Source organism: Alkalidesulfovibrio alkalitolerans DSM 16529 (genome assembly GCF_000422245.1).
GTDB classification, from domain to species: Bacteria; Desulfobacterota; Desulfovibrionia; order Desulfovibrionales; family Desulfovibrionaceae; genus Alkalidesulfovibrio; species Alkalidesulfovibrio alkalitolerans.
Genome location: NZ_ATHI01000011.1, coordinates 15,577 through 32,506 on the forward strand (window position 1 = coordinate 15,577; position 16,930 = coordinate 32,506).

General features: G+C 67.2%; 13 protein-coding genes. All 13 read left to right on the forward strand.

What is annotated here, in order from left to right; genetic code table 11:
- Positions 1 to 42: 42 nt before the first annotated feature.
- The 13 genes from DSAT_RS06000 (at position 43) to DSAT_RS06055 (ending at position 16,929) form a co-directional block, all read left to right on the forward strand.
- Entirely contained in the window at positions 43 to 4,194 is a 4,152-nt protein-coding gene (locus DSAT_RS06000; RefSeq protein WP_020885419.1) for an acyl-CoA dehydratase activase, read from the forward strand.
- Between the two features lie 69 nt (positions 4,195 to 4,263).
- Positions 4,264 to 4,518: a type II toxin-antitoxin system HicA family toxin gene (locus tag DSAT_RS15110; protein ID WP_084712777.1), complete on the forward strand. Its 255-nt coding sequence runs from the start codon at positions 4,264 to 4,266 to the stop codon at positions 4,516 to 4,518.
- On the forward strand, positions 4,515 to 4,856 hold the full coding sequence (locus DSAT_RS06005; protein ID WP_020885420.1) for a type II toxin-antitoxin system HicB family antitoxin: 342 nt from the start codon (positions 4,515 to 4,517) through the stop codon (positions 4,854 to 4,856). The genes DSAT_RS15110 and DSAT_RS06005 overlap by 4 nt, the downstream gene beginning before the upstream one ends.
- A 144-nt stretch (positions 4,857 to 5,000) precedes the next feature.
- Positions 5,001 to 6,743 (forward strand): FAD-dependent oxidoreductase, encoded by a 1,743-nt coding sequence (locus tag DSAT_RS06010; RefSeq protein ID WP_020885421.1) that lies wholly within the window; start codon positions 5,001 to 5,003, stop codon positions 6,741 to 6,743.
- 80 nt (positions 6,744 to 6,823) lie between these two features.
- On the forward strand, positions 6,824 to 7,327 hold the full coding sequence (gene gpt, locus DSAT_RS06015; RefSeq protein ID WP_020885422.1) for a xanthine phosphoribosyltransferase: 504 nt from the start codon (positions 6,824 to 6,826) through the stop codon (positions 7,325 to 7,327).
- Positions 7,328 to 7,368: 41 nt separating this feature from the next.
- Entirely contained in the window at positions 7,369 to 8,505 is a 1,137-nt protein-coding gene (locus DSAT_RS06020) for a BMP family ABC transporter substrate-binding protein (RefSeq protein ID WP_020885423.1), read from the forward strand.
- A gap of 7 nt (positions 8,506 to 8,512) precedes the next feature.
- Complete coding sequence (locus tag DSAT_RS06025) at positions 8,513 to 9,577, forward strand: ABC transporter permease (RefSeq protein ID WP_020885424.1); 1,065 nt, start codon at positions 8,513 to 8,515, stop codon at positions 9,575 to 9,577.
- Positions 9,574 to 10,503 (forward strand): ABC transporter permease, encoded by a 930-nt coding sequence (locus tag DSAT_RS06030; RefSeq protein WP_020885425.1) that lies wholly within the window; start codon positions 9,574 to 9,576, stop codon positions 10,501 to 10,503. Before DSAT_RS06025 ends, DSAT_RS06030 begins: the two co-directional genes overlap by 4 nt.
- A 2-nt stretch (positions 10,504 to 10,505) precedes the next feature.
- Positions 10,506 to 12,068 (forward strand): ABC transporter ATP-binding protein, encoded by a 1,563-nt coding sequence (locus tag DSAT_RS06035; RefSeq protein WP_020885426.1) that lies wholly within the window; start codon positions 10,506 to 10,508, stop codon positions 12,066 to 12,068.
- Between the two features lie 500 nt (positions 12,069 to 12,568).
- Positions 12,569 to 14,155 (forward strand): nickel ABC transporter substrate-binding protein, encoded by a 1,587-nt coding sequence (gene nikA, locus DSAT_RS06040; RefSeq protein WP_020885427.1) that lies wholly within the window; start codon positions 12,569 to 12,571, stop codon positions 14,153 to 14,155.
- A 181-nt stretch (positions 14,156 to 14,336) separates the two neighbouring features.
- On the forward strand, positions 14,337 to 15,278 hold the full coding sequence (nikB, locus tag DSAT_RS06045) for a nickel ABC transporter permease subunit NikB (RefSeq protein WP_020885428.1): 942 nt from the start codon (positions 14,337 to 14,339) through the stop codon (positions 15,276 to 15,278).
- Complete coding sequence (nikC, locus tag DSAT_RS06050) at positions 15,275 to 16,114, forward strand: nickel ABC transporter permease subunit NikC (RefSeq protein WP_235695926.1); 840 nt, start codon at positions 15,275 to 15,277, stop codon at positions 16,112 to 16,114. The genes nikB and nikC overlap by 4 nt, the downstream gene beginning before the upstream one ends.
- Positions 16,111 to 16,929: an ABC transporter ATP-binding protein gene (locus DSAT_RS06055; RefSeq protein WP_020885430.1), complete on the forward strand. Its 819-nt coding sequence runs from the start codon at positions 16,111 to 16,113 to the stop codon at positions 16,927 to 16,929. Before nikC ends, DSAT_RS06055 begins: the two co-directional genes overlap by 4 nt.
- Position 16,930 lies beyond the last annotated feature (1 nt).

The following is a 16,930-nucleotide window of genomic DNA, read 5'->3' on the forward strand; positions in this document are numbered from 1 at the left end:
GCGGGCGCTTTCGGCTCGCGGCGACGCCTTTGCCGAAATACCATGACGACCTACACGTGTGGCATCGACGTCGGCTCTGTAAGTGTCAAATATGCGGTCCTGGACGCGCAGGGGCGCGTCGTGGCCCAGGCCTACCGCCGCCACGGCGGCAAGGCCGTGGAGACCGCCCTCGAACTTCTCGACGCGCTGCGCGCGGACTTCCCCGACCTGCGCGCCGTGTGCGTCGGCTCGGCCGGAAAAAACCTGGCCCGCCTGCTCGGACTTCCCCACCTGAACGAGTTGGCCGCCCTGGGCTTGGCTTGCGGGCTGCTCGCGCCATCGGCCGCCTGCGCCATCGAGATGGGCGGCGAGGACGCCAAGTTCGTGCTCCTCGACCAGGGCCGCGTGGCCGACTTCGCGCTCAATTCCGTGTGCGCGGCCGGAACCGGCTCGTTCCTTGACCAGCAGGCCGAGCGCATGGGCCTGTCCATCGAACAGTTCGCCGATCTGGCCACGCAAAGCAGCCATCCGCCGCACATCGCCAGCCGCTGTTCGGTTTTCGCCAAGTCGGACATGATCCACCTGCAGCAGATCGCCACGCCTTTGGCCGACATCGCGGCCGGGCTGTGCTTCGCCGTGGCCAGGAACGTCAAGGGCTCGGTGGTACGCGGCCGAGCCGTGCCCGAGCCGTGCCTGTTCCTGGGCGGCGTGGCCCTGAACACGGGCGTGGTGCGGGCCATGCGCGAGGTCTTCGGCCTGCCGGGCATGCTCGTGCCCGGACACGGCGTGCTCTTTCCGGCCGTGGGCGCGGCGCTTCGCGCGCGCGAGGCGGGCGAGCCGCTGCCCCGCGCGGCCGGGGCCTTTGCCCGGGCGTCGGGAAAGCCCATGGACGGCCTGCCTCCCCTGCGCGCGGAAAACGACGGATTCGACGAGCGCCATGGCAAGCCCGAAACACAGATCGAGGACCCCCTGCCGGGAGAACGACTCTTCCTGGGCATCGACATCGGCTCCATCTCCACCAACCTGGCCGTGGTCGGCGAGTCCGGCGGCGTGGTGGCCAAGCGCTACTTGCGCACGGCCTCCAAGCCCATTGAGGCCGTGCGTCAGGGACTTTCCGAGATCGCCGAGGAATTCGCCGCGCGCGGCCTGTCCACCGAGATGTCGGGCGTGGGCACCACGGGCTCGGGCCGCTATATGATCGCGGACTTCACCGGCGCGGACATCGTCAAGAACGAAATCACGGCCCAGGCGCGCGGCGCGGCGGCCTTCGTGCCGGACGTGCAGACCATCTTCGAGATCGGCGGCCAGGACTCCAAGTTCATCTCGCTTGAAAACGGCGTGATCGTGGACTTCGAGATGAACAAGGCCTGCGCCGCGGGCACGGGTTCCTTCCTGGAGGAGCAGGCCGAAAAGCTCGGCGTGGCCATCAAGGAGGAGTTCGCCTGTCTGGCCCTGGGCTCGAAAACGCCGTGCAGCCTGGGCGAGCGCTGCACCGTGTTCATGGAGAATTCGCTGCAGGAATCCCTGGCGCGCGGTGCGGGCACGGGCGACCTGCTCGGCGGTCTGGCCTACTCCATCGTGGAGAACTACCTGGGCCGCGTGGTCCTGGGCAGGCCCATCGGCGAGAAGGTGCTCTTCCAGGGCGGCACGGCCTTCAACGCCTCGGTGGTGGCGGCCTTCGAGAAACGCCTGGGCCGCACGGTGGTGGTGCCGCCGCATCACGACGTCACCGGGGCCATCGGCATGGCCCTCATCGCCCGCGACCACATGCGCCAGACGGGCCGGGCAACCACCTTCCGGGGTTTCGATCTGGCCCGCGTGCCCTATGCCGTGAGTTCCTTTCAGTGCGCCGAATGCGACAACCGCTGCGAGATCAACCGCGTGACCATCGAGGGCTCGGACCAGAAGCTCTTCTACGGCGGCCGCTGCGAAAAATACGACATCCGGCGCGTCAAGGGCGGCGGGGAGGATCTCTTCCGCTTTCGCGAGAAGGCGCTGTGCGCCGCGCACGAGGAACGCAAAAAGGCCCACGCGGCCTCGGGAAGGCTCGCGCCGCGCGGCAAGATCGGCCTGCCCAGGCTCTTCTCCCTGCACGATCAATTGCCGTTTTACAGCACCCTGCTCTGGGAACTGGGATTTGAGCCCGTGCTTTCGGGCCCCACCTCGCGCCGCGTGGTGGCGCAGGGCATCGAGGGCGCGTTGGCCGACACCTGTTTCCCGGTCAAGGCCGCGCTCGGCCACATGCGCGCCATGGCCGAAAGCGGCCTGGACAGGCTTTTCGCGCCAAGCGTCGTGGACCTCTCGACGCCGGGCGACGCAGGCGGCTCGTCCCTGTCCTGTCCCCTGACGCAGAGTTTCCCCTACCAGGCCAGGGCCGCCTTCCCGGACATCGGGATCGTCGCCCCGGCCATCATCCAGCGTCTGGGCGAAAAGGCCCTGGCCGAGGAGATCGGGGAGTCCCTGGGTGTGCCCGCGCGCGAGGTGCTGCGCGCCCTGCCCGTGGCCCGCGCGGCCCAGGACGACTTCGCCCGGACCCTGGCCGCCAAGGGCCGAGAGGTGCTCGAAAATCTCAAGGGCAGGGCCCTGGTGATCATTGGCCGGGCCTACAACGCCTTCGACCCCGGCATGAACCTGGGCATCCCGGCCAAGCTGGCCAGCCTGGGCGAGACCGCCATCCCCATGGATTTCCTGCCCCTGGACGTGAACGGGGCCGCGCGTGAGATGCCCGGCATGTACTGGCGCTCGGGCCGCCGCATCCTGGCCGCCGCCCGCTATTTGCAGGACCGGCCCGACCTGCACCCGGTCTTCGTGGGCAACTTCTCCTGCGGCCCGGACTCCTTCATCCTCCATTTCTTCCGCCGCGAGATGGGCACCCGCCCCTGGCTGCACGTGGAGATCGACGAGCACAGCGCGGACGCGGGCGCGGTGACGCGGCTCGAAGCCTTCCTGGACAGCCTGGGCCCCAGGCGCGACGACGAGAAGCGCGCTTCACGCAGGCGCGGAGCGTTTCTCTCGGCGCGCGGCGAGGCCGCCAGACGCACCGTGCTCGTGCCGCCCATGTGCGACCATTCGCGCGGCCTGGCTGCGGCCTTCCGCCACGCCGGGGTCGACGCCCGGGTCATGGAGGACGCGGACGCCGACTCGCTGCGCATGGCCCGCCGCCACCTCTCGGGCAAGGAGTGCTACCCCTGCGCCGTGACCACGGCCCAGATGCTCCGCGCGGCCAAGGCCAAGGACTTCGATCCCGGCCGCACTGTCTTCTTCATGCCCGGCGGCACCGGCCCCTGCCGTTTCGGCCTCTACAGCACCTTGCACCGGCTGGTGCTGGACGAGGCCGGACTCTTTGACGCGGCGCTCTTCTCGCCCGTGCAGGGCAAGCGCCTGTACCACGAGCTCGGCATCGTGGGCCGCCGCTTCGCCCGCCGCGCCTGGGAGGGCGTAGTGGCGTTCGACCTTCTGGCCAAGTGCGTGCACGAGAACCGGCCGGGCGAGCTCGTGCCCGGCACGGCCGACGCCCTCTTCGAGACCTGGGCCGCGCGGCTGGAAAGGATTCTGGAGAACGGCCAGGCCCCGAATCTGGCCGAGGTGACGGGCGAAATGGCCGCCGAGTTTGCGGCCATCCCCAAGGACGGGCGGCCGCGCCCCCTGATCGGCGTGGTAGGCGAAATCTTCGTGCGCTCCTCGCGCTTCTCCAACGAGAACCTGATCCGGCGCATCGAGGCCTTGGGCGGCATGGCTTGGCTCTCGCCCATGGACGAGTGGATTCTGTACATCGGCCACATCTCACGCCGCCGGGCCAGGCAGGAGCGCGATCTCTCGGCCATGCTCAGGCTGTGGCTGGAACACCGCACGCAAAAAAGCTCGGCCCACGCCATGGAGCACGCGGCCGAAGGGTTCCTGCGCACCGTGCCCGAGCCCGGCACGGCCGAGATACTGCGCCGGGCCGCGCCCTACGTGCGCGACACCTTCGAGGGCGAGGCCGTGCTCACCGTGGGCAAGGCCATCGACATGCTCGAACGCGGGGCCCTTGGCATCGTCAACGCCATTCCCTTCGGCTGCATGCCGGGCACCATCGGCCAAGCGCTGCTGCGCCGGGTCTCCGAGGCACACGGCGCCCCGGCCATCACCCTGCCCTTCGACGGCACGGCCCAGCCCGCCTCGGCCCTGGCCCTGGAGACCTTCGTGGAGCAGTGCCGCGCCCGCATGGGGACATGATCTTGATGACCGCTCGTCAAGGAACGAGGTTCCACGCCTTGACTTGTCACTAAAAATTAGTACCATTCGATGAATACTAAGAATCGCAAAACCTTGGCGGCGATATTCGCAAATCCCGTCAGCCCTGACGTGCCATGGGCGGATGTTGAATCGCTGCTTCGGGCCTTGGGTGCTCAAATCAACGAGGGCCGGGGGTCACGCGTGCGCATCGAGTTGAACGGCAGATTGGCCGTATTTCACCGGCCGCATCCAGCGCCAACAACCGACAAGGGTGCCTTGAAATCCGTCAGACGCTTCCTTGAAAGCGCTGGAGTCAGACCATGAACACCATGAACTACAAAGGATACCAGGGCCGTTTCGAATACGATCCCGAGGCGGACATCTTTCATGGCGAAGTCATCGACCTCGCCGACACGATCACCTTCCAGGGCCGCTCCATCGACGAACTCAAGCAGGCCCTGGCCGACTCGGTGGACGACTACCTCGATTTCTGCGCGCGCCTGGGCAGAAGACCGGAGAAGCCGTTTTCCGGCCGCTTCAACGTCCGCATCAGGCCCGAACTGCACCAGCGCCTCTCCCTGCGCGCCGCCGCCCAAGGTAAAAGTCTGAACAGCTTTGTCGCGGAAGCGCTCGACAAGGCCGCCCAGGTGGAACACCCCTGACGGGGTAGGGTATGGCCCGGTGGGGCTCGCGCGCCGGGGCTCTCCCCTGAAACGCCCCGTCCGGGAGGACTCGCGCGGGTGTTGCGCCCGCGCCCCACAGGGGGTACAACGCCCCGGCGTTTCTCAAACGAAGGAGAACCTGCCGTGGGCAAGAAAATCGTCATCATCGGCGCGGTGGCCCTGGGCCCCAAGGCCGCCTGCCGCGCTCGCCGCCTCGACCCCGAGGCCGACATTCTGCTTCTCGACCGCGACGACGTCATCTCGTACGGCGGCTGCGGCATCCCCTACTACATCAGCGGCGACGTGCCGGACCGAAAGGCCCTGTTGACCACCACCTACCACGTGGTGCGCGACGTCGAGTTCTTCAAGGCCTACAAGCGGCTCACCGTTCGCACCCGCGTCGAGGCCCTGGCCATCGACCGGAAGGCCCGCGTCGTGCGCGTGCGCGACCTGAACACGGGCGCAGAGGAGGACATCCCCTACGACGTGCTGGTCCTGGCCACGGGCTCCACGCCCTTTATGCCGCCCGTGCCGGGCACGGACCTTTCGGGCTGCCACGCCATCGCCACCATGCACCACGCCGACGCGGTCAAGAACGCCGTGCAGAACGAAGGCGCGGGCAAGGCCGTGGTCGTGGGCGCGGGGGCCATCGGCATAGAAATGTGCGAGGCCCTGGCCGACCTGTGGGGCATCGAAACCACGCTTGTGGAGATGGCCCCCCAGGTGCTGCCCCAGGCGCTCGGCTCGGATTTTGCGCGCATCGTGCAGCACGAGCTTGAAAAGGGCGGCGTGCGCGTGCTGCTCTCCGAGACCGTGACCGAGGTGCTCGGCGACGCCGACGGCAAGGTGCGCGGCGTGCGCACCAAGAATGCGGGCGAGATCGAGTGCGATCTGGTCATCTTCGCGGCCGGATCGCGGCCCAACACCTCGCTCGCGCGCGAGGCCGGACTGGCGCTTGGCGCGTCGGGCGGCATCCTTGTGGACGCGCGCATGCGCACCTCGGACCCCAAGATTTACGCGGGCGGCGACTGCGTGGAGGTGCGCCACCTGGTGAGCGGCCACACCGCGCACCTGCCGCTGGGCTCCCTGGCCAACCGCCAGGGCCGGGTCATCGGCGACAACGTCACGGGCGGCAACGCCCGCTTCGAGGGCGTGGTCGGCACGTTCATCATCAAGGCCTTCGAGCTGGCCGCGGGCCGCGCCGGGCTGACCGAAATCCAGGCGCGCGCGGCCGGGTTCGACCCGGTCTACGCCATCCTTCCCACCACGGAACGGGCCCACTTCTATCCCGGCGCGTCCATGTTCTACCTCAAGCTCATCGCGGACAAGAAAACCCGCCGCGTGCTGGGCATCGAGGCCGTGTGCGCCAACGGCGACGCGGTCAAGGCCCGGGTGGACGCCGTGGCCGCGCTCTTGCCTCACGCGCCAAGCGTGGAGGACGTCTCGAACCTCGAAGTCGCCTACGCGCCGCCCTTCGCCCAGGCCATGGACGTGCTCAACGCCACGGCCAACACCCTGCAAAACATCCTGGACGGCCGCCTGAACGCCATGGGCGTGGAGGAATTCCTGGAACGCTTCCACAAGGGCGAGCTTCGCGTGGTGGACACCCGCGTGGCGCGCGGGGCCAAGGCCTGCACCGAGAAATATCCCGACGCCTGGCAGTCCTTCCCTCAGGAGTGCATCCCGGATCGGCTCGACGAACTGCCCATGGGTGAGGACGTGGTGCTCTTTTGCAACTCCGGCGTGCGCTCCTATGATTCGCAGTGCTTTCTGCGAAGCAGAGGCATCGACCTGCCGCACGTGCAGGGCGGCTGGGTGCTGCTCAAGTGCTTCGAGCCGGGATTCCAGGCGCTTGACACCGAGGACGACGAACACGCGGCGTCTTGACATGAAGCTTGGGGCATGGAATTTGGCTTTTTTTCCGACGCCGCGCATCTGATTCGCGAATCCGTCCCGGAGGAAGCCCTTTGTCGTCCCGCGAACGCTACACCCGCATGTTCCCCGTCTCCTGGGAGCAGTTGCACCGCGACTCCAAGGCCCTGGCCTGGAGGCTCTCCGAAATGCCCGACATCCGGGGCGTGGTGGCCGTAACCAGGGGCGGCATGTTCCCGGCCGCGGTCATCGCGCGTGAACTGGACATCCGCGTCATCGACACCATCTCCGTGGTCAGTTATGACTGGCAGGACCAGTCGGCCGAACCCCGCGTGGTCAAGCCGCTGGCCATCGAGAGCGACGGCGAGGGCCTGATCGTGGTGGACGATCTCGTGGACTCGGGCCAGACTTTGCGCCACGTGCGCAAGCTCCTGCCCAAGGCCCGTTTCGCCACGGTCTACGCCAAGCCGGCCGGACGCCCGGCCGTGGACGTGTTCATCACCGAGGTCAGCCAGGACACCTGGATTCTCCAGCCCTGGGACTCGGAGCATCAGTTCGTGCAGCCCATCGCCAAGCTGCGCAATGGCGAAGGGGAATGATCCCCCTGCTCACTCAACCGTCTTCAAAGGAGTCTGTCGTCATGCGAACCCTGATGAAAGTGCTGCTCATGGCCATGCTCGCCCTGGCCCTCGCGGCCTGCGCCGAGGAAAAGAAGGAAGCCCCCAAGACCGAGGCCGCCGCCCCGGCTCCGGCGGCCGAGGCCACTCCGGCCGCGCCCGAGAAGAAGGACTACAAGGTCGGCTTCATCTACGTCTCGCCCGTGGGCGACGCTGGCTGGTCCTACGCCCACGACATGGGCCGTCAGGCGCTCGAAGCCATGCCTGACGTGACCACCGCCTTCGTGGAGTCCGTGCCCGAGGGCCCCGACTCCGAGCGCGTGCTGAACCGTATGGCGCGCGAAGGCATGGACGTGATCTTCGCCACCTCCTTCGGCTACATGGACCCCATGCAGAACGTGGCCAAGGACTTCCCCAACACCGTGTTCATGCACTGCTCCGGCTTCAAGCGCGCCGACAACGTGGGCACCTACTTCGGCCGCATCTACCAGGCCCGCTATCTCTCCGGCATGGTCGCCGGCGCCATGTCCGCCTCGGGCAAGCTCGGCTACGTGGCCGCCTTCCCCATTCCCGAGGTCATCCGTGGCATCAACGCCTTCACCCTGGGCGCGCAGAAGATGAACCCCGAGGTCGAAGTCCGCGTTGTCTGGACCAAGACCTGGTATGATCCGGCCACCGAGAAGGAAGCCGCCAAGGCCCTGCTCGACGCGGGCTGCGACGTCATCGCCCAGCATCAGGACTCCCCCGGACCCCAGGAGGCCGCCCAGGAGCGCGGCGTGTACTCCGTGGGCTACAACACCGACATGTCCGCCTTCGCTCCCAAGGCCCACCTGACCGCTCCCACCTGGAACTGGAGCGTGATCTACGAGTACGTCCTCGACCAGGTCCGCGCCGGAACCTGGAAGAGCGAGGATCTGTGGTGGGGCATGGACAAGGGCGTGGTCGATCTCGCTCCCTACGGCGACATGGTTCCCCAGGACGTGCGCGCCAAAGTGGACGCCGCCAAGGCGGAGCTTGTGGCGGGTACGGACAACGTCTTCGCTGGCCCCCTGTTCGACCAGAAGGGCGAGCAGAAGGTCGCCGAGGGCGAGCGCCTCTCCGACGGCGACCTGCTCGGCATGATGTGGTTCGTCAAGGGCGTGATCGGCTCCACCGAGTAAGGGGATCATGCGTCTGTACGCGACACGGAGGCAGGAGCCCTGGTTCTGGGGCTCCTGCCTTGTCGTTCCGATAGCCCTCGCGCTTTCGCTCGCCCTGTGCGGCCTGCTGCTGGCCGTACAGGGCAAGCCCGCGCTGCTCGGCTTGGCCTATCTGGCCGAGGGCGCCTTCGGCTCGACCCACGCCCTGCAGGACACGGTGCTCAAGGCCGTGCCCATCTACCTGTGCGCCCTGGGCGTGGCCGTGGCCTTCCGCATGCAGGTCTGGAACATCGGCGCCGAGGGCCAGTTCGCGCTCGGGGCCGTGGGCGCGACCTTCGCGGTCATGCATTTCTCCCAGTCGCCCTCCTGGGTGCTCCTGCCGATGATGTTTCTTTGCGCCGGAGCGGCCGGAGGCCTCTACGCCCTGATTCCGGCACTGCTCAAGACCCGGCTTCGGGTCAACGAGATCATCACCACCCTGATGCTCAACTACATCGGCATCAATTTTCTCCACTGGCTGGTCTACGGCCCCTGGAAGGACCCGACTTCCTTCGGCTTTCCCATGACCCCCCAGTTCCCGGCCGCCGCGTTCTTCCCGCGCCTGCCTGGAACGCGGCTGCACCTGGGCGTCGTGGTCTGCGTGCTGGCCGGACTGGCCGTGTGGCTGTGGCTCTCCAAGACCCGCCTGGGCTATGAAATCAAGGCATCGGGCCTTGGCCCGGCGGCCTCGCGCTACGCTCGCATGCCCTACGGTTTCCTGGTCTGCCTGGTGATGGTCGTATGCGGCGCCCTGGCCGGGCTGGCCGGGCTGAACGAGACGGCCGTCTCGGCCGGCCGACTGCAACCCTCGGTCATGGCCGGATACGGCTACACGGCCATCGTGGTGGCCTGGCTGGCGCGCCTCAACCCCCTGGCCATCGGCTTGGCGGCGCTGCTCCTGGCCGGGCTTCGCGTGGGCGTGGAGGCCCTGCAGCTCTCCTTGCAGGTCCCGGCCGCCTTCGGCGGCATCATGGAAGGACTCATCCTGCTCACCGTGCTGGCCGGGCAGTTCGTGACCAACTTCCGCTTCCGCATCGACCGGGGGCCCAAGTGAACCCCGAAATTTTCGCCCTGATCGTGCCGCTGCTCGCGGCCGCGGTGCAGTCCGGCACGCCCGTGCTCTTCGCCACCCTGGGCGAGATGATCACCGAGCGCAGCGGCACGCTGAACCTGGGCGTGGAAGGCATGATGCTCGTAGGCGCGTTCGCGGCCTTCCTGACCTGCCTGCTCACGGGTTCGGCCTGGCTCGGCTTTCTCGCCGGGGGTTTGGCCGCGGCCCTGTTCTCGTGCCTGCACGGTCTCGTGACCATCGTTTTCCTCGGCAACCAGGTGGTCTCGGGGCTGGCCCTGACGATCCTGGGCGTTGGCCTGGCCGACACCCTGGGCACGCCCTACATCGGCAAGAAGGTCGAGGGCTTCCTCAAGTACCCCCTGCCCGGTCTGTCCGAAATCCCGGTTCTGGGCCCCATCCTCTTCTCGCAGGACGCCCTGGTCTATTGCTCCTACCTGCTCGTGCCGCTGGTCTGGTTCCTTTTCGCCCGCACCAGGCTCGGCACGGCCCTGGACGCGGCTGGCGAGTATCCCCCGGCTGCCAAGGCGGCCGGGCTTTCCGTGGCCAAGCTGCGCTGGGTGGGGCTGGTCATGGGCGCGTTCCTGGTGGGGCTTGGCGGAGCCTATCTCTCCCTGGCCTACACGCACCTGTGGACCACCAACCTGACCGCCGGGCGCGGCTGGATCGCCGTGGCCCTGGTCATCTTCGCCTTCTGGCGGCCGCGCGGCGCGGTGCTCGGGGCCTATCTCTTCGGCGGGGTCATGGCCTTCCAACTCAGGGTCCAGGCCCTGGGCACGAACCTGCCGTCCTCGCTCTTGCTCATGTTGCCGTACGGCCTGACCATCCTCGCCCTGGTCGTCGCCAACCTGCGCGGCGCGCGCTCGGGCGCGCCGGGCGCGCTCGGCGTCAACGTGGAGCCGGAGGAATAGCCGTGGGCCTGCTCGATTTCTTGCGCCGCACGCCCAAAGCCCCGGTCGAACGCGCCGAGCCCACGGCCATCTTCGACGCCTCGCGGCCCCCTGTGGTGCGGCTCGAACACATCACCAAGCGCTTTGGCGCGGTCACGGCCAACCAGGACATCACCCTGGACATCCACGCGGGCCGTATCCTGGCGCTGCTCGGCGAAAACGGCGCGGGCAAGTCCACGCTCATGAGCATCCTCTCGGGCCGCTACCACCCCGACGAGGGCCGCATCCTGGTGGACGGGAAACCGACCCGTTTCGACTCCAGCCGCGAGGCCATCGACGCCGGAATCGGCATGGTCTACCAGCACTTCATGCTCGTGCCGACCATGACCGCGGCCCAAAACGTCCTGCTCGGCCAGGAGGACTCCTTTCTTGTCTCGCCCAAGGCCCAGGAGGAGCGCGTGGCCGCGCTCTCGGCCCGATACGGCCTCTTCGTGGACCCGCGCGCGCGGGTGCGCGACCTCTCCATGGGCGAACGTCAACGGGTGGAAATCCTCAAGCTTTTGGCCCGCAACTCGCGGGTGCTGATCTTCGACGAGCCCACGGCCGTGCTCACCGAGCCCGAGGCCGAGGCGCTCTTCGACGCCCTGCGCCGCATGGCCGCCCAGGAGAAGGGTATCGTCTTCATCTCCCACAAGCTTGACGAGGTCATGTCCATCGCGGACGAAATCGCGGTGCTGCGCAGGGGTCGGGTCGTGGACCGCATGCCGCGCTCGGACGTGGCCTCCAAGGCCGAGCTGGCCGAGCGCATGGTCGGCCGCGAGGTGCTGCTCTCCATGGAGCGCGAGGCCCTGGACGCGGGCGACGTGGTGCTCACGATCGAGGGGCTCGCCGGGCGCGGCCTGCACGACGTGAACCTGCACGTGCGGCGGGGCGAGATCGTGGCCGTGGTGGGCGTGGCGGGCAACGGCCAAAAGGAACTGGTGGAGACCGTGACCGGCATGCGCGAGCCCGAGAACGGCGAGGTGCGGCTGCTCGGCCGCCCTTGGCGCGAGTTCTTCGCCCGCCCGGCCTGGAAGGACGCCCTGGCCTACATCCCCGAGGACCGCCTGGGCCTGGCCACCTGCCCCGACCTGGACATGGTCGAAAACCTGCTCCTGACCACACGCAAGGGCTTCTCCAAAGGCCCGTTCCTGCAACGCAAGCGCGCCCGCGCCACCACGGCCGAATTGGTGGAGCGCCATAACGTGCAGCCGCCCAGGCCCGCCACCCAGGCCAAAAAGCTCTCCGGCGGCAACCTGCAAAAGCTGGTCATCGCGCGCGAATTCTACCGCACGCCCAAGCTCATCGTGGCCGAACAGCCCACCCAGGGCCTGGACATCTCGGCCACCGAGGAGGTCTGGCGCAACCTCTTGTGCGCGCGAGAAAACGCGGGCGTGCTGCTGGTCACGGGCGACCTCTCCGAGGCCCTGCAACTCGCCGACCGCGTGGCGGTCATGTACCGGGGCCGGATCATGGACACCATCCCCACGGACGACGAGAAGCGCCTGGCCTCCATCGGGCTGCTCATGGCCGGCGTCAGGGAATAAACGTCCCTTCCAGCAGCCATCCCCAACCTTCCGCAAGCGACCGCAATCCTTCCGACGAGCCTGTTCACGCCGCCTTGACGCCGCCTTCCGACGCCGGGCGGACGGCCTAGTATCGCGTCCACGAAGAAGATTGGTACATTTCCCAACTATCATACTCGACACGTGAGCCGGACATCTGCCCGACTCCGCCACCAACGGCGGCGTGAACAAGCCGAAAACCACGTTTTCGGCGTAGCGGTCCTCCGCAAAATACGGTTTTGCGTATTTTGCGGACGTCACACTAGACCAACGGGTCAGGGCACGGGCAGCCTGAGCAGTGCAGCATTTCCGACCGCGCCACTGCGTCTTTTCATTCCCTTGCTTGGTTTTATGAAGATCCCCGGTTGACATACGCAAGATAGAATTGTAACAAGCCGTGCCACGAAATTAGTAATAAATATTACAAAGAGGTCTTTTTCCATCAACACGTGCGCGGCCATGCCGCGCCAGGGAGTTTCGCCATGCGCATTTTCGCAGCCCTGCTCCTCGGCCTGTCCCTTGCCGCCTTCTGCGCGGCTCCGGCCCTGGCCGCCAAAACCGAATTGACCTTCTCCTGGCCTTCCAATTGCGGGCCGCTCAATCCGCACCTCTACTCGCCCAACCAGATGTACGCCCAGGCCATGGTCTACGAGCCGCTGGTCCATTACGGCGACGACGGTTCGGTCGTGCCCTGGCTGGCCGAGAGCTTCGAGATCAGCCCCGACGGCACGCTTTACACCTTCCGCCTGCGGCCCGGCGTGGTCTTTTCCGACGGCGAGCCCTTCGACGCCAAGGCCGTGAAGATGAACGTGGACGCGGTGCTCTTGAACGCGAAGCGCCACTCGTGGCTCGAACTGATCAACCAGATCGAGGGCTGCGAGATCGTGGACGACATGACCGTGCGCCTGAAGCTCAAGAACCCCTATTATCCCATCCTGCAGGAGCTGGCGCTGATCCGGCCGCTGCGTTTCCTCTCGCCCGCGGCCATCCCCCCGGACGGCAACACCTCCATGGGCATCGCCGCGCCTGTCGGCACCGGCCCGTGGATTCTGGCCGAGAGCAAAAAAGGCGAATACGACGTCTTCGTGCGCAACGAGCGCTACTGGGGCCAAAAGCCCGCCCTGGAGAAAATCACGGTCAAGGTGCTGCCCGATCCCGAGTCGCGGGTCATCGCGCTGCAAACCGGCCAGATCGACCTGATCTACGGCGCGGGCGGCCACAGCGCAGCCCAGATCGGGCTTGAAGCCTTCGTCCGTCTCGAACGCGAGGGGCGCTTCTCCACGGGCGTCTCCGGTCCGCTCTCCTCGCGGTTGCTGGCCGTGAACTCGGCGCGTGGGCCCACGAGCGAGTTGCCCGTGCGTTTGGCCATTCAGCACGCCGTGGACAAAGACCTTCTGAACCAAGCCATCTTCCTGGGCGTCGAGAAGCAGGCCGACTTCCTCTTTACGCCGATCATGCCTTACTGCGACCTGGGACTTAAGCCTTTCGCCTATGACCGGGCCAAGGCAGAGCAGATCCTGGACGAGGCGGGCTGGACGCTCGCGCCGGGCGCACGCGTACGTGCAAAGGACGGCCGCGACTTGGTCGTGGACTTCTGCTTCACTGGCAACGACGCGCTGCATAAGGCCATCGCCGAAGCCTTGCAGGGCGAGCTGGCCAAGATCGGCATGCACCTGAACCTCATCGGCGAGGAGAGCGACTCCTTCCTCAAGCGCCAAAAGGACGGCGAGTTCGGCATGATCTTCAACGACACCTGGGGCGCGCCCTACGAGCCGCACGCCATGGTAGGCTCCATGCGCGCGCCGTCGCACGCCGACTACCAGGCCCAGGTGGGGCTGCCCATGAAGTCCGAGTTGGACCAAAAGATCACCCAGGTGCTCCTGACCACCGATGAGACGACGCGCCAGGCGATGTACCGCGACATCCTGACCACGCTGCACGAGCAGGCCGTGTATCTGCCCCTGACCTACATGACCTCGGTGCGCGCCCACAATCCGAAGCTTCAGGGCGTCGAATTCACGCCCATGCGCCAGATCATTCCCTTTGAGCGCATGCGCTGGGCCGACTAGCAGACCGCCCCAAAAGCCTCATCTGCTGTGTTGCTGCAAAAAGTTCAAACCCTCGCGTATGCGAAATACGCGTCGCCCTTGAACTTCCCTTGCGCCTTGCATCTGAAGCTTTTTGAACGGTCTGGGAAATAGAGTTTGTCAACAGCCTCACTAGGGCGACCGAACAGGAAGGGGATCGGATATGTTCCGCTACATACTGCGCCGCATCGGGATGCTGATCCCGATCCTCTTCCTGGTCTCGGTGGTGGTCTTCCTGATGCTCCGCCTGGCCAAGGGCGACCCGGCCATGGCCTACCTCAGGCTCTCCAACATCCCGCCCACGACCGAAGCCCTGGAAGAGGCGCGGTACCTGCTGGGCCTGGACCTGCCGGTCTGGGAACAATACCTGCGCTGGATCGGCAAGGCGCTGCAAGGCGACTTCGGCGTCTCCTGGGTCACGGGCAACCCCGTGCTCGGCGAGATCCTCTACTACCTCCCGGCCACGCTCAAGCTCACGGCCGCGGCCCTGTTCCTGACCCTGGCCCTGTCCATCCCCCTGGGCGTGCTCGCGGCCCTGCGCAAGGACGGCCCCATCGACCACGTGACGCGCGCCTTCGCCTTCGTGGGCGTGTCCATGCCCAGCTTCTGGTTCGCCTATCTGCTGATCTTCGTCTTCGCCGTGACCTTCAAGCTCCTGCCGCCCATGGGCATGGGCGGCGTCTCGCACATCATCATGCCCGCCATGGCCCTGGCGCTCATGTCCACGGCCATCAACATCCGCTTCCTGCGCGCCAACATGCTCGAAAACATGCACGCCCGCTCGGTGCTCTACGCCAGGGCGCGCGGCCTGTCCGAACGGCGCGTGATCTGGGGGCACGTCTTTCGCAACTCGCTGGTGCCGGTGGTCACGAGCATCGGCATGCACCTGGGCGAGCTCATCGGCGGGGCAGTGGTCGTGGAGATGGTCTTCGCCTGGCCCGGCGTGGGCCGCTACGCGGTCATGGCCATCTACAACCGCGATTTCCCGATCCTGCAGTGCTTTCTGCTGGTCATGACCTCCATCTTCGTGCTCTGCAACCTGCTCGTGGACATCCTCTACGCCTGGATCGACCCGCGCATACGCCTGCAAGGGGACCGCTCGTGAGCTGCGAAACACCGTTCTGGCGGCGGCGCATGGTCATGGCCGCCGCCTCCCTGGCCGCCCTGGTCCTTTGCGCGGCCGCGTTCGCGCCATTCGTGGCGCCGCACGATCCCGTGGCCGTGGACCTGACCGCCAAGCTCCTGCCGCCCAGCGCGGACCACTGGCTTGGCACCGACCATCTGGGCCGCGACGTGTTCTCGCGCCTGATCTGGGGGGCGCGCGCCTCGCTCGGCTCGGTGGCGGGCATCGTCTGCCTGCTGCTGGCCATCTCCACGCTCATCGGCTGCCTGGCCGGATACGTGGGCGGCAAGGTGGACGCGGCCCTGATGCGGCTTTGCGACGTCTTCCTGACCTTCCCCACCTTCATCCTGGCCATGTTCCTGGTCGGCATCCTGGGCACGGGCATGGTCAACGTGATCATCGCCATCGCCATGACGCACTGGGCCTGGTACGCGCGCATCATCCGAAGCCTGGTGCTCTCGCTCAGGAACCGCGAATACGTGCTGGCCGCGCGCGTGGCCGGGTCGTCGCGCGGCCGCATCCTCACACGCCACATCCTGCCGCCCGTGGCCGCGCAGCTCGTCGTGCTGGCCACCCTGGACATCGGTCACATGATGCTGCACGTCTCGGGCCTGTCGTTCCTCGGGCTCGGCGTACAGCCGCCAAGCCCGGAATGGGGCGTGATGATCAACGACGCGCGCCAGTACATCTGGGACCACCCGCGCCTGATCATCCTGCCCGGGCTCATGATCTTTCTCTCGGTGATGGCCTTCAACCTGCTCGGCGACGCGCTGCGCGACCGCCTCGACCCCCACGCGGACAAGGGAGCCGACGCATGAGCGCCGAACTGCTGCGCGTCGAGAACGTCTCGCTGGCCACCGGCCGCAACAGCGACCAACGCACCCTTGTCAAGGGCGTCTCCTTTGCCGTGCGGGAAGGCGCGGTCACGGCCCTGATCGGCTCCAGTGGCTCGGGCAAGTCGCTCTCCTGCCTGGCCGGGCTCGGGCTTTTGCCGCCCGGCGTGCGGCGCACGGCCGGCCGCGTGGCGTTGCACGGCCGCGACCTCGACGCCTTGGGCGAAGCCGAGCACCGGCGGATGCTCGGCCGCGAGGCCGCGCTGATCATGCAAAACCCCATGACCTGCTTCGACCCGCTGCACACCGTCGCAAGCCACTTCCGTGAGACCGTGCGGGCCCACGAGCCAGGGAAGCCAAAGCCGGAGCGCTTCGCCAAGGCCCTTTCCAGGGTCGGCTTCGAACGGCCCGAGACCGTGCTGCCGCTCTTTCCCTTCGAGATGAGCGGCGGCATGCTGCAACGGGTGATGATCGCCCTGGCCCTGGCCTGCGGCGCGCGGCTTCTGGTGGCCGACGAGCCGACCACGGACCTCGACGTGGTTGCGCAGGCGCGCATCCTGGACATTCTGGATGGCCTGCGCCGCGAACAGGGCCTGGGCATCCTGCTCGTGACCCACGACCTGTCCATCGTGGCCCGGCTCGCGGGCGAAGTCTGCGTGATGCACCACGGCGAGGTGGTGGAACGCGGCCCGGTGCAGGCGATTTTCGACGCCCCCCGGCACCCGGTGACGCGCGAACTTTTGCGCGCGCACCACGACCTTTCCGGCCTCTCGCCCCTGGCCGAAACGTGCGGAGTCTGAG

Coding starts and splice junctions, on each gene's coding strand:
- DSAT_RS06000 (WP_020885419.1), top strand. CDS start 43: ATGACGACCTACACGTGTGGCATCGACGTCGGCTCTGTAAGTGTCAAA.
- DSAT_RS15110 (WP_084712777.1), top strand. CDS start 4,264: ATGAATACTAAGAATCGCAAAACCTTGGCGGCGATATTCGCAAATCCC.
- DSAT_RS06005 (WP_020885420.1), top strand. CDS start 4,515: ATGAACACCATGAACTACAAAGGATACCAGGGCCGTTTCGAATACGAT.
- DSAT_RS06020 (WP_020885423.1), top strand. CDS start 7,369: ATGCGAACCCTGATGAAAGTGCTGCTCATGGCCATGCTCGCCCTGGCC.
- DSAT_RS06025 (WP_020885424.1), top strand. CDS start 8,513: ATGCGTCTGTACGCGACACGGAGGCAGGAGCCCTGGTTCTGGGGCTCC.
- nikA (WP_020885427.1), top strand. CDS start 12,569: ATGCGCATTTTCGCAGCCCTGCTCCTCGGCCTGTCCCTTGCCGCCTTC.
- nikB (WP_020885428.1), top strand. CDS start 14,337: ATGTTCCGCTACATACTGCGCCGCATCGGGATGCTGATCCCGATCCTC.
- DSAT_RS06055 (WP_020885430.1), top strand. CDS start 16,111: ATGAGCGCCGAACTGCTGCGCGTCGAGAACGTCTCGCTGGCCACCGGC.